This is a genomic window from Nonomuraea sp. NPDC050022, from assembly GCF_044460705.1.
In the GTDB taxonomy this organism is placed as follows: domain Bacteria; phylum Actinomycetota; class Actinomycetes; order Streptosporangiales; family Streptosporangiaceae; genus Nonomuraea.
The window spans coordinates 364,132-376,679 of record NZ_JBITKE010000010.1 but is presented as its reverse complement, the minus strand read 5'-3'; the positions used below and the strand labels follow the sequence as shown (position 1 = coordinate 376,679).

Annotated in this window: 10 protein-coding genes; 4 read left to right on the top strand and 6 right to left on the bottom strand. The window is 69.5% G+C overall.

Going from position 1 to position 12,548, the window contains the following annotated elements:
* Positions 1-36: 36 nt before the first annotated feature.
* Positions 37-315: a hypothetical protein gene (locus ACIBO2_RS39705; protein WP_397303656.1), complete on the top strand. Its 279-nt coding sequence runs from the start codon at positions 37-39 to the stop codon at positions 313-315.
* On the top strand, positions 312-1,202 hold the full coding sequence (locus ACIBO2_RS39700; RefSeq protein WP_358535484.1) for a hypothetical protein: 891 nt from the start codon (positions 312-314) through the stop codon (positions 1,200-1,202). Before ACIBO2_RS39705 ends, ACIBO2_RS39700 begins: the two co-directional genes overlap by 4 nt.
* Before the next feature lie 368 nt (positions 1,203-1,570).
* Here ACIBO2_RS39700 and ACIBO2_RS39695 read toward each other — a convergent pair whose 3' ends face one another.
* Complete coding sequence (locus ACIBO2_RS39695; RefSeq protein ID WP_397303654.1) at positions 1,571-4,468, bottom strand: ComEC/Rec2 family competence protein; 2,898 nt, start codon at positions 4,466-4,468, stop codon at positions 1,571-1,573.
* A gap of 1 nt (position 4,469) precedes the next feature.
* Positions 4,470-5,111, bottom strand: coding sequence for a helix-hairpin-helix domain-containing protein (locus tag ACIBO2_RS39690; protein WP_397303653.1), 642 nt, complete (start codon positions 5,109-5,111; stop codon positions 4,470-4,472).
* A gap of 273 nt (positions 5,112-5,384) precedes the next feature.
* Between ACIBO2_RS39690 and ACIBO2_RS39685 the strand changes: the two genes are divergently transcribed.
* Positions 5,385-5,549 (top strand): hypothetical protein, encoded by a 165-nt coding sequence (locus ACIBO2_RS39685; protein WP_397303651.1) that lies wholly within the window; start codon positions 5,385-5,387, stop codon positions 5,547-5,549.
* Between the two features lie 531 nt (positions 5,550-6,080).
* Here the strand turns inward: ACIBO2_RS39685 and ACIBO2_RS39680 are convergent.
* From ACIBO2_RS39680 to ACIBO2_RS39665, 4 genes are all read right to left on the bottom strand, one after another.
* The gene (locus ACIBO2_RS39680; RefSeq protein ID WP_397303649.1) at positions 6,081-6,893 is read right to left on the bottom strand and encodes a DegV family protein; all 813 of its coding nucleotides are present in this window, start codon (positions 6,891-6,893) and stop codon (positions 6,081-6,083) included.
* A 13-nt stretch (positions 6,894-6,906) separates the two neighbouring features.
* Positions 6,907-8,115, bottom strand: a complete 1,209-nt coding sequence (locus ACIBO2_RS39675) for an amidohydrolase family protein (RefSeq protein ID WP_225290705.1) — start codon at positions 8,113-8,115, stop codon at positions 6,907-6,909.
* A 451-nt stretch (positions 8,116-8,566) separates the two neighbouring features.
* Complete coding sequence (gene hflX, locus ACIBO2_RS39670; protein ID WP_358536135.1) at positions 8,567-9,979, bottom strand: GTPase HflX; 1,413 nt, start codon at positions 9,977-9,979, stop codon at positions 8,567-8,569.
* Between the two features lie 83 nt (positions 9,980-10,062).
* Positions 10,063-10,752: a DUF4097 family beta strand repeat-containing protein gene (locus ACIBO2_RS39665; RefSeq protein ID WP_358535478.1), complete on the bottom strand. Its 690-nt coding sequence runs from the start codon at positions 10,750-10,752 to the stop codon at positions 10,063-10,065.
* A 155-nt stretch (positions 10,753-10,907) separates the two neighbouring features.
* Here ACIBO2_RS39665 and aceB point away from each other — a divergent pair, with 155 nt between their 5' ends.
* Positions 10,908-12,485, top strand: coding sequence for a malate synthase A (aceB, locus tag ACIBO2_RS39660; RefSeq protein WP_397303647.1), 1,578 nt, complete (start codon positions 10,908-10,910; stop codon positions 12,483-12,485).
* Positions 12,486-12,548 lie beyond the last annotated feature (63 nt).

Genomic DNA, 12,548 nt, shown 5'->3' with positions numbered 1-12,548 from the left:
ACCACCGCGCGTCCGCCGCACAGCTGGAGCACGGCAATGATCCCCCTGCTGGACCCGTCGGCCCTGAGCCACCCGTGCGACCTCATCACCCAGGGCCCGCTCGATCAGTCGGTCGAGCGAGTCGCACCCGACCACGGCACCGACGACCTGGCTGGGGAGGCGCTCCGCCCCGCGGCCGAGCCAGTCGGCGCCACCGCACAAACCATGCGCACCCCCGCTCCCCCGCTCGACGCCGAACTGCTGATCGCAGACGGCGGACGCGGTCAGTGGTACTCGGGCTGCGCCGACGTCTCCGGAAATGGAGGATTACGATGACCCGGCAGCAATGGGAAGACCTCCCGGCGAGCGTGCGCGAAACGGTAGAACTCGAATGCGGCGGCCCGGTCATCAAGGCGGAGCCCGCCGGCGAAGGCACCATGCCCGGCATCTCGGCCCGGTTACAGACCGAGAATCACAGCGTGTTCATCAAGGCCGTCGAGGCATCCGGGCCCGCTGCCAAGGCACACCGTACGGAGTCCTGGACGGCGAACGTGCTGCCCGACGAGACTCCCGCACCCCACCTGCTGTGGCGAGGGCAGCAGGATGGGTGGCTGGTGGCCGTGTTCGAGTACATCAACGACAACAGCCGCCACGTCGACCTGACGCCCGGCTCCCCCGACCTGCCCGCCGTCCTGGACACGGTCTCCCTGCTCGGCGCCCTGCTCACCCCCTGTCCCCGGGGAGCGGCGCCGGTCATCGACAACATCCTGCCGCTCCTTGCCAAGCACTCCCACTTGCGTGACAAGGGCATCCCGGCGGACCGCGACCTGTACGACACCGCGATCGAACGCTTCGAACCGCGCGACCTCCGCGGCAACACGCTGCTCCACTACGACCTCGGCTCGAACAACATGCTCATTTCACAAGGGCGCGTGTACGCGATCGACTGGTCGTTCTCCGCTCGGGGCGCGGCCTGGATCGACGCGGCCATGCTCGCCCCCCACCTCGTCGAAGCCGGACACACCCCAGCAGAGGTGGACGAACTGCTGTCCCGCGTACCGTCGTGGTCGTCCGCGCCGCCGGACGCGGTGATCGGGCTGGCCGCGCTGTGGACGCGATTCCGCACCTACAAGGCTCGGTACGGGCCGGAGGAGCGGCGCGAGTTCCGGGCCAGGACGGCGGGCGCGGGGAGGACGTGGCTCGCGTACCGGCAATCACTGTGACGTGCTGAGCCACTAACCTGCCGAGCCGCTGACGTACCGATCCTCTGACGTGCTGAGCCAGTGATGTGCTGAGCCACCGACGTACCGAACCACTGACGTACCGAACCACTGACGCGCTGAGTCCTGTATGCGCTGAGCTGCTAACGCGCTGAACCGTTCTACGTGCTGAGCCCGCGCCGGAGGCGCCCGCCCAGACAAGGGGCGCTCGCCGGGAGGGGGGCGAGCGCCCTTCGCCTGGACGGGCGCCTCTTCACGAGGTTGGGGGCGACGCCGTTCGCCTTGCCCTCGTCCAGGTCGGGTAACGCAGTACTGCGTCCCATCCCGTTCCAGCGTCCGCAGAACGGCAGACAGGAACGGACCGGTGCCGGCTACGGGCCGCGGGCGACCACCGCCAGTTGTCCGTCCTGGTCGATGACCGCGATGTCGCCTGAGCGGTCGGTTCGGTAGACGCGGGCGCCAAGGCGGTGCAGGAGCGCGATCGTGGACGGAGCGGGATGGCCGTAGTCGTTGTCGGCTCCTACGCTGATCAGCGCCGCGCGAGCGCCTACGGACGCGAAGAAGGCCGGGTCCAGTCGCCGCGAGCCGTGGTGCGGGACCTTGAGTATGTCCGCTCGCGGGGCGAGGCGCCGTAGCAGCGCGTCTTGAGCCTCGGTTTCGATGTCGCCGCTCAGGAGGGCCGAGCCTGCTCGCCAGCGTACGCGCGCCACGACGCTGGAGTTGTTGATCAGGCTGCCTTCCCCCTGTCCCTCGGCGTCGCCCTGGGCCGGGTCGGGGGCGAGGATGGTCATCTCGGACGGGCCCAGTTGCCAGCTGCTGCCCGAGGGAGGTGTCCATTCGGGGATCCGGTGGCGGGCGAGGATGGTCGCGATGCGGTTGCTCTCCTGCGGGGCGACGCGTCGCGGGCTGACGATGACCGCGCCGACACGCCTGTTCCTGAGTACGCCGGGGAGTCCGTCCACGTGGTCGGCGTGCGGGTGGGTGAGGAGCAGCAGGGGTACGTCGCGTACGTCCAGCCTGCGCAGGCAGCGGTCCATGACGACGGGGTCCGGGCCGGTGTCGACGACGATGCCACGACCGGGACCGGCCGCCAGCACCATGCCGTCGCCCTGACCGACGTCGCAGACCACCATGAGCCAGTTCGGGGGCGGCCAGGGCTTGGCCATGGGGCGAACCACGAGCGCGACCACGAGAGCCGCGCCGGCCATCGTGAGGGCCGCCGTTCGCCAGGTACGACGTCTGAGCACGGGGATCAGCACGGCCACGGCGACCATCAGAAGCCCGAGTCCCGGAAGACCGCCCGGCCATGGGAGCGTGGCGAGTGGCATGCTCACGGCCCACTGGGCGACCATGATGATCCAGCCCACGGCGTACCCTGCCGGGATGACCAGCCACTGAGCTGCCTGCGGCCAGAGGGGAGCCACCAGCGCGGCGACGAACCCGAGGATGGTCGCCGGCGCCACTGCCGGGCCCGCCAGGAGGTTGGCGGGTATGGCGACCAGGGTCAGCTGACCGGACATCAGCACGAGAACCGGCGTCACAGCGACCTGCGCCGCCGCGGACACGGCCACTGCCTCCGCCGCCCACCGAGGCAGCCGCAAACGGCGCCGACCTCGCCCGGGCAATGAGCGAATCGGGGCGGAGGGCGGCTCCTGGGACTCGAGGACGACAGCGGGGGTGTCGGCATCGGCACTGTGGGATGCCGAGCCGGAGGCGAAGCCACCAAACGCAGCCGAATCAGCGGCTGAGTGAGCGGCTGAATCAGACGCGATGCCATCCCGAGGTACCAAGTCGGGCCTGACGGCGCCGCATGGTGCCGAACCCGACCCGACCACACCACAGCCCGCTGGATCGGACCCGACGGCGCCGTATGGTGCCGAGTCGCTGTGACGGCTGGCATCGTCGGCCCGGGTGGGAATGGGGCTCTCGGCGGCGAAGTCGGGGGTGTCGGCGCTTGCGGGGGTTTCTTCCGGGTCGGGGCCAATGAGGTGGGCTCGCCAGCGGGGAGCCAGGAGGAGAATTCCGGCGGTCGCGAACACGGACAGGGCGAAGCCGTACGAATGAGCTAGTTCAGGGTCGAACAGGATGAGCAGCAGGATCGACGCGGACAGGGCCGCCACGCCGTCCTTGGTCCGGCCGGTGCCCAGGGCTACGGCGGCGGTCATACCCATGAGCAAGGCTCGCAGGACGCTGGGCGAGGGTCTGGCCACCACGGCGAAGGCGAGCATCGCGATGGCGGCGAGGACGGCTCTCAGGGCGAGCGGGAGGCCGGCCAGGCGGGAGAGGGCCAGGACGGCGCTGGCCACGATCGCGAGGTTCGCCCCACTTACCGCGTTCAGGTGGCTCAGACCTGCTTCGTTGAGGTCGGCGGTGAGTTGTGGGTCCATGCGGGAGACGTCGCCCACGACCAAGCCTGGGAGGAGGCCGCGCTGGTCTGCCGGGAGTACGTCTGCTGCCGTCCGTAGGCCCGCCCGAAGGGTGCCTGCCGCGGCCTGGATCCATGACGGAGGCGTGAGGACGCGGGGTGACCCTCGTACGAGGAGGACGGCGCCGATCAAGTCGCCTGGGGTTGCCGGTGCCAGGCGAGCGGTTACTTCCAGGCTCTGGCTCGGGAGGAGGCTGCTCCACTCGGGGCCCTGGGCGAAGACGACGACAGGGGTGTTCACCGCGATTGCTCTGCCGGCCGCACCTCGCCGAAGCGGCGATCCAATGCTGGCTGGGGTTTGGAGGACGGTCAGGGTGGCGGGGACGACTATGCGGTCCTGGGTGAAGCGTCCGCCTCGGTGGCGTCTGATCTTCGGATCGTCGGTGAGGGTGATCTGGGCGGTGACCTGTGCTCCGCGGGTTGCCAGGTCAGCCACCGGGCCTGTGCTCACGGCGTGGACGCGCAGGGCCACTGAGGCTGAGGTCGCGGCCACGCAGGTGAGGGTCGCGATGGCCACGTTGCGCCAGAGCCGCCGGACGGACCCCGGAACCGCTCCCGAGGAAGTGCGACCGGACACGATCCCAGTGAGTGAGCCCGCTTGGAGAACGCGGGAACGCCTGGGGAGGGTCAGGAGCGCGGACACGGTGGCTACGGCGGAGACGATCAGGCTCGTGGTCGGCGAGAAGTTCAGGGCGGTCAGGAGCACGGCCACGGTGGCCACAGCGGAGACGATCAGGCTTGTGGTCGGGGAGAAGTTCAGGAGGGTGAGAGTGGCGGCCCAGGTGGCGAGGGCGGGCAGGGCCAGGGACCAGGAGTGAGGCGAGGAGGGGAGGCCGTGGGGCATGTCAGACGCGGACCTTTCCCTTGATCTCCTCGAATTTCTTCGCGCCGATGCCACTGACCTCGCGCAACTGGTCGACGCTGGTGAAGCCGCCGTGCGCGGTACGGAAGTCGGCGATGCGGGCCGCCAGGACCTCGCCCACACCGGGGAGTTGTTCGAGTTGGTCGGGGGTGGCCGAATTGAGGTCGAGGGTCGTGGTGGCGGGGTCGGCTGAGGCGAGGCCGGGTGGGAAGCCTGGTGGGGCACCTACGACGATCTGTTCGCCGTCCACCAGGCGTCTGGCGAGGTTGACCGAGGACATGGCGGTGCTGCGGACAGGACCTCCTGCGGCCGTCACCGCGTCGGCCACCCTGGCGCCCATGGCGAGGGTGTAGAGGCCCGGCTTGCGTACTTTGCCGGTGATGTGGACGGTCACTTTGGCCGTGGGAGAAGGGGTGGCGGGTCCCGGCGGGCTGGGAGGTGGGGCGGGGAGGGGTTCTGGGGTGGGTTGGGAGCGCCACGCGATCACGCCTGCCACCACCGCGGTCAGAACGGCCAGGGCTATCAGGATGCGCAGGCCCGGCCTGCCGGGGTCGAGCGAGGCGGGCGGCTTGGTGGTGACGGCCTGGCGAAAGGCCTCGAACGAGGGCGGGATCGAAGCCGTCATTCGGCTCGGCCTCTGGGTCGGCTCGTGAGGGGCCGCCGCGCGGCCTGACCTATGCGTCGGGTCGTGAGGAACTGCCGCGCGGCCTGACCTATGCGTCGAGTCGTGAGGAACTGCCGCCCGGCCAGATCTCTCAGCCGGCTCGTGAGGGACCGTCGCTCGGCCAGATCCCTGAGTCGGCACGTGAGGCGTGGAAGCGCGGCCTGACCTCACGGGCGCCCCATGAGAGGCTCGGCCTGGCCTCATGGGCGTCTCGTGCAGGACTGGGTCTGGCCCATGGGGCGTCTCATGCCGGGCTGGGCCTGGTCTCTGGGCCGCCTCGCGCAGGGCTGGTCCTGGCCGGACGGGCGCCTCGGGAAGAGCTCGGCCGGGCTGCGCAGGCGGATCGTGTGGGCGATGGAGTGCGCCGCCGGGCAGGCTGGGGTTGGTGAGCGACCGTAGGCGGGACTCGGCGATGGTCCGCTCGGCTGTCGCATCGTGGTTGCGCACGCCAGCGAACGTACGAGACCGGCAGGGGGTCGCAGGCGGGTGAACGAGGTTCTGGGGATAACCGAGCCATGGTCAGGCGGTGCTGTGGACGAAGAAGTGGGCCGTCAGACGACCGTCTCAATCCCTGCGACGGTCCGTCGTGGCTGGTGTCCCTATGGAGGGAAACCCCCTACGGGAGAACGTAAGAAAACCTCCCGTCGTGCCAGAGGCCCCACGGAGAAACACCCCCTCCGGAGGCACGGAAGAAACCGCCCATCGTGCCAAAGGGCCCACGGAGAAACACCCCCTCCGGAGGCACGGAAGAAACCGCCCGTCGTGGCGGAGGCCCTGCCCGACGGGGCCGCGCGCGACACGCTGGTCACGCGACTGCGGGACGAGGGGCGTTCGCAGCCCACACGGACGGACACACGGGGGAACGGAAGAACGGATGCTCGGCGGACGTTCGGCGACACCACCCTAGGGCGAACGTTCGGCGACACCGCCCTAGTCGGCCGAGGTGACCGTCAGCCCCAGCATCCCGGGACCCACATGAACCCCGACAACCGCCCCCACCTCCACCACCCGCATCTCCACCACCCCGGGCAACCGCTTGGCCAGCCGTTCGGCCAGCCCCTCCGCCCGTCCCAGCGCCCCCAGGTGCTGTACGGCGACCCGCACCTCCGCCTTGCCCGCCGCTGCGGCAACCGCCAGGTCCTCCAGCCGACCGATGGCCCTGGTCGCGGTCCGTACCTTCTCCAGCAGCGACACCCGCCCATCCATCAGGTGCAGTAACGGCTTGATCAGCAGCGCCGAGCCCACCAGCGAGGCCGCCGTCCCGACTCGGCCGCCCCGCCGCAGGTATTCCAGCGTGTCGGCGTAGAAGTACGTCCGGGTCCGTAAGGCGCACCGCCGGGCCGCCGCTGCCACGTCCGCCGGCGTTCCCCCGTCCGCGGCCGCACGGGCGGCGGCGAGGACGGGGTAGCCGAGGCCCATGGCGATCGAGCGGCTGTCGATGACCTCCACCGGTATGGGGGACTCCTTGGCGGCCAGCAGGGCGGCGGCGGCTGTGCCGGAAAAATCGCCGGATAGGTGTATTGAGACCACGGCCGAAGCGCCGCCCGCCGCCAATGACGAGTAGCACGCGGCGAAGCGCGCGGGTGCGGGTCTGGACGTGGTCGCCGACGACAGGTCACCGGTGAAGGAGTCCTCGTCGTACGAAAGACCGCCGGAAGTCACCTGTACGGGTACGACAGCGACACCAGGCACCGGAGGCAGGTAAGCGGTTGAATCCGTGACCACGAACACCGATGGCGGCATAGTCCGAGATCAACTACTGAACCGGGGTGCCACCCCGCCAGACCCGGCGCGGCTTGAGGCCGAAGGACCAGGCGAAGGCGCCCTCGTGGTCGGCGTCCCACTGGACGATGTCGGCGAGGCGACCGGGAGCCAGCACGCCGCGGTCGGGCGCGCCCAGCACGGTGGCGCCGCCGAGCGTGGCCGCCCGCAGCGCGTCGTTGACGCTCATCCCGAACGCCGACACCGCCATCGCGATGACCAGGGACATCGAGGTGATGCCGCAGTAGCCGGGGTTGTGGTCGCTGCCGAGCGCGATCTGCACACCGTGCTTGATCATCTGGCGGACCGGCGGCAGGTGGCCGCGCTGGAGCGCCGTCGCGGGGCAGACCACGGCGGGCACGCCGTAGCGGGACATGATCGCGATGTCCTCTTCGGACATGTGGTGCAGCCCGTCAGCGGAGGCGCAGCCGAGCTCGGCGGCCAGTTGGACGGCGCCGCGGCGGCTGTAGAGGCCGGCGTGGATGCGCGGCAGCAGGCCGACGTTGCGGCCCGAGGCGAGCACCCAGCGGGACTCCTCGGTGGTGAAGTGGCCCTCGTCGCAGTAGACGTCCACGCTGTCAGCGCCGGCGGCGGCCGCGTCGGCGCACCAGGCGCCCACGGCCTCGACGTATTCGCGCTGCCGGCCGAAGTATTCCGGCGGGACCACCTGCGCCGCGAGGAAGGTGACGTGCACCCGCGGCATCATCGGCTCCTTCTCCAGCTCGCGCAGGAGCCGCACGTCGGCGAGCTCGCCGTCGCGGGTGAGGTGGTAGCCGGTCTTGGCCTCGACGGTCGTGGTGCCGCTGAGCAGCCAGCCACGAAGACGCTCGCGCACGCCGTTGCACAGGGTCCACGGGTCGGTGCCGCGGGTCACGGTGACGGTCGAGCCCACGCCGCCGCCCGCCGCGGTGATCGCCGAGGAGGTGGACCCGCCGGTGCGGATCGCCAGCTCGGCGTAGCGGTTGCCCGCGTAGACGGGGTGGGTGTGCGCGTCGATGAGGCCGGGCGTGACGAGCGCGCCGCCCAGGTTTTCGACGTGGTCCACGTCGACGATGTCGTCGACAACGCCGGGCACGCTCTGCGGCAGGTCGGGCGCTCGCCCGACCCACGCGATCCGGTCGTTGTGCACAAGGATGGCCGCGTTGCTGAGGACCTCGTTGCCGGTCCAGAGGCGGCCGATGTTGGTCAGGAGCCGAACGGTCACCGCATCACCGCCCCGCGGGATCCCCCAGCTGAGCGCAGTGCCCAGCAGCGCACGGCTGCCGCCGCGCCCACTGAGTCGGCTCCGGGTCCGGACGACATGGGGGGTCTCCTGATCTCATCCGCGTATGGCTGTGCGGTGACCGTATCGCCAGACTCATGATCCGGCGATTTCAGTTCAGTTACGTTATTTCACAGGTGGGCTTGCTGTACAGGGTTATTCGGAAAGAAGCCCACTCATCCCAACCGCCACTCAGCCCCATCGATCCCCTGTGGCCCCCGCACGCGACCTGACTCGCAGCAGCGATCATCTGAAACCCGTGCCATTAGTGTCGTAAGACTCGGCTTATCCTAGCAATCCCAGCGTTCAGGGACCACTGCCGCCTTTGGGCAGCTCCGCAGTGATTTTGGGGGTTCTGGCCCCCACAACCACCGAGAGCTGCCCGATGCGACCGCTAGGAGACGCGTTCGACCGGCTTGCCCGCCCGCTCCAGCTCCTGGAACAGACTCGGGAGCACGCGCGCGTGCAGGACCGTGCCCTCCGCGACGTGGTCCACCGAGAGCACCTCGCCCTCCTTGTGGGCCCGCGAGATCAGGTCGCCCCTGTCGTACGGCACGAGCAGCACGACCTCGTGGTCGAGCCTGGGCAGCTCACGCTCGATGAGCGCCATCAGCTCGGCGATGCCGGCACCGGTGCGCGCCGAGACCACGATGCTGTCGCGCTCTCGTCTGGCGATCCGGTCCAGCACCTCCTGGTCGGCGGCGTCGGCCTTGTTGATCACTACGATCTCGGGAATGTCCAAGGCGCCCTCGATGTCCGCGAAGACCTCGCGTACGGCGGCGAGCTGGCCTTCGGGGTCGGGGTGAGCGCCGTCGACCACGTGCAGGATCAGGTCGGCGTCGGCCACCTCCTCCAGCGTGGAGCGGAACGCCTCGACCAGCTGGTGCGGCAGGTGGCGCACGAAGCCGACCGTGTCGGCGATCGTGAACAGCCTGCCGTCGGGCGTGTGCGCCCGGCGTACGGTCGGATCCAGGGTGGCGAACAGGGCGTCCTCCACCAGCACACCGGCGCCGGTGATGCGGTTGAGCAGCGAGGACTTGCCGGCGTTGGTGTAACCCGCGATCGCGACGGCCGGGACCTCCCGGCGACTGCGCCGGTGGCGCATAGTGTCGCGCGAGGTGGACATGCCGCTGATCTGGCGACGCAGCTTGGCCATGCGCTCGCGGATGCGGCGCCGGTCGAGCTCGATCTTGGTCTCACCGGGGCCACGGCCGCCGATGCCGACGCCGCCCGCGGCGCGTCCGCCGACCTGCCGGGACAGGTTGCCACCCCAGCCACGCAGGCGGGGCAGCAGGTAGCTGAGCTGGGCCAGCTCGACCTGAGCCTTGCCCTCACGGCTCTTGGCGTGCTGCGCGAAGATGTCGAGGATCAGCGCGGTGCGGTCGATGACCTTCACCTTGACTGTCTCCTCCAGCTGGCGGAGCTGGCCAGGGGCCAGCTCGCCGTCGCAGATCACGGTGTCGGCGCCGGTCGACTCGACCACGTCGCGGAGCTCGAGCGCCTTGCCCGATCCGATGTACGTGGCGGGGTCAGGCTTCTGGCGGCGCTGGATGAGGCCCTCGAGGACCTCCGAACCGGCCGTTTCGGCCAGGAGCTTCAGCTCGAGAAGGGAGTTTTCAGCGTCCTCCGCCGTGCCTGAGGTCCAGACGCCGACCAGGACGACCCGCTCGAGCCGCAGCTGCCGGTATTCGACCTCGGAGACATCCTGGAGTTCGGTGGAGAGGCCCGCCACGCGGCGCAGTGCCTGGCGCTCCTCAAGGTCCATTTCGCCGGTCTCGAACTCGTCAAGCGCGGAGTATTCGTGCATTCGTGTCATCTCTAATAGGCAACGTCTGAACACCGGAGTGTCTTCCCCGATGGTGACATGACATCCCTCATGCCATCACCTGGTTATCCCGGCAACACGCTTATGTCTCCCGAGCCCGTGGTCAGCGAGACCTTGTGCGGAGAAGCCGGGTCCTTGTCGACCGAGACCTGCACGTCGCCCGATCCGACCTGGGTCTTCACATCATAGGCACCGGCCGGAACCCGCAGGGTGGCGTCGCCGGACCCGCTCTGCAACTCGACGCTGTCGGGCACGACGGCGAACTTCAGGTCGATGCTGCCGGAGCCGGCCTCGGCGTAGATCTTCTTGGTCCCGAGACCGCTGGCGTCCACGTCCCCCGAGCCGGCGTTGGCCTCGATCTGCCCGGTCAGCTGCCTCATGGTGAGGTCGCCCGAGCCCGCGTCGGCGTCGATCTGAAGGCCCTTGGGGACCTCGATCTTGTAGTCGACGCTGCAGCTGTCCCAGCCCTTGGGGCAGCTGTAGAACACGGAGAGCGTGTCGCCGTCGACCTTGTGCTCGGCCTTCGGCTTCTCGTTGCGCCACTGGAGGGTCTCGGTGACCCGCACCGCGGCGCCGTCGTACTCGGTGAGGACGGTGTCGCCCGAGCCGCTCTTGAGCTGCAGCTTGGCGACCTTGTCCGTGACCTGGTACGTGACAGTGTCCTGGTTGGTCGGGCCGGCCAGGTTCTTCAGCCCGCAGCCCGTCAGCAGTAATGCCGAGGCGAGGAGGCCACCCGCGATCACGATCGTCTTCATGAGACAGATCCTCGCGTCCACAGGGGATGCCGTACATCGGGGTTTCCCCCTGACCCTCCCCCAGGGGACCCCCACCTTGAACCGGGGACCGCCGATGAAGTAGCTTCACTTCCATAATCCAGAACCAATTTTCCACATCATGGAAGAAGGGGCATATGGAGATCACCGGCCCGATGCACGACCGGTTCGACGAGGTCCTCACGCCGGAGGCGCTCGCCTTCGTGGAGAGCCTGCAGCGGGAGTTCGACGCCACCCGCCAGGAGCTGCTGGAAGCCCGGCGCGTACGGCAGGCGGAGCTGTCGGCGGGCGGCCGGCTCGACTTCCTGCCGGAGACCAAGGGGGTCAGGGAGAGCGACTGGAGCGTCGCGCCGCCGGCTCCGGGTCTGGAGGACCGCCGGGTCGAGATCACCGGCCCGGTCGACCGCAAGATGACGATCAACGCGCTCAACTCGGGGGCCAAGGTCTGGCTCGCCGACTTCGAGGACGCCAACTCCCCGCTCTGGGCCAACTGCGTCGGCGGCCACCTCAACCTGCGCGCCGCGCTCGACCGGACGATCGACTTCGAGACCGGCGGCAAGACATACGCGCTCAAGCCCGACGCCGAGCTGGCCACGATCGTGGTCCGGCCGCGCGGCTGGCACCTGGACGAGAAGCACGCCCTGGTGGACGGGCGGCCGGTGTCGGCCTCGCTGTTCGACTTCGGGCTCTACTTCTTCCACTGCGCCCAGCGGCAGCTGGACAAGGGGCGCGGCCCGTACTTCTACCTGCCGAAGATGGAGTCGCACCTGGAGGCGCGGCTCTGGAACCAGGTGTTCGTCCGCGCCCAGGACCTGCTGGGGATCCCGCAGGGGACGATCAGGGCGACCGTGCTGATCGAGACGTACCCGGCGGCGTTCGAGATGGAGGAGATCCTCTACGAGCTGCGCGACCACTCGGCCGGGCTCAACGCGGGCCGCTGGGACTACCTGTTCAGCGTGATCAAGAAGTTCCGCACCCGGGGCCGGGAGTTCCTGCTGCCCGAGCGCAACGCGGTCACCATGACCGCGCCGTTCATGCGCGCGTACACCGAGCTGCTCGTGCGGACCTGCCACAAGCGGGGCGCGCACGCGATCGGGGGGATGGCGGCGTTCATCCCCTCGCGGCGCGACGCCGAGGTCAACGCGACCGCGCTGGAGAAGGTGCGGGCCGACAAGACGCGCGAGTCGGGCGACGGCTTCGACGGCTCCTGGGTCGCGCACCCCGACCTGGTGCCGATCTGCCGCGAGGTGTTCGACGGCGTGCTGGGCTCGCGGCCCAACCAGCTCGACAGGACGCGCGAGGAGGTCTCGGTCTCGGCCGCCGATCTGCTGTCGGTCTCCGAGACGCCGGGGGACATCACCGAGGCCGGGCTGCGCGGCAACGTGGACGTGGCGCTGCGCTACCTGGCCGCCTGGATGGGCGGGCTCGGCGCGGTGGCGATCCACAACCTCATGGAGGACGCGGCCACGGCGGAGATCTCCCGCTCGCAGATCTGGCAGTGGATCCACAACGACATCACGCTGGCCGACACGGGCGCGACGGTGACGAAGGAGCTGGTCGAGCGGATCATCGCGGAGGAGCTGGCGAAGATCGCGGCCGAGCCGGGTTACGACGAGCTGCTGTACGCGCAGGCCACGGCGCTGTTCAAGGAGGTCGCGCTGGACGACGACTTCGCCGAGTTCCTGACGCTGCCCGCGTATGCCCGCATGCCGTAATCACGAAATTTCCGGATATATCCGGCGGGTCTCCGCCGGATATATCCGGAAAGGTAGTGCGAT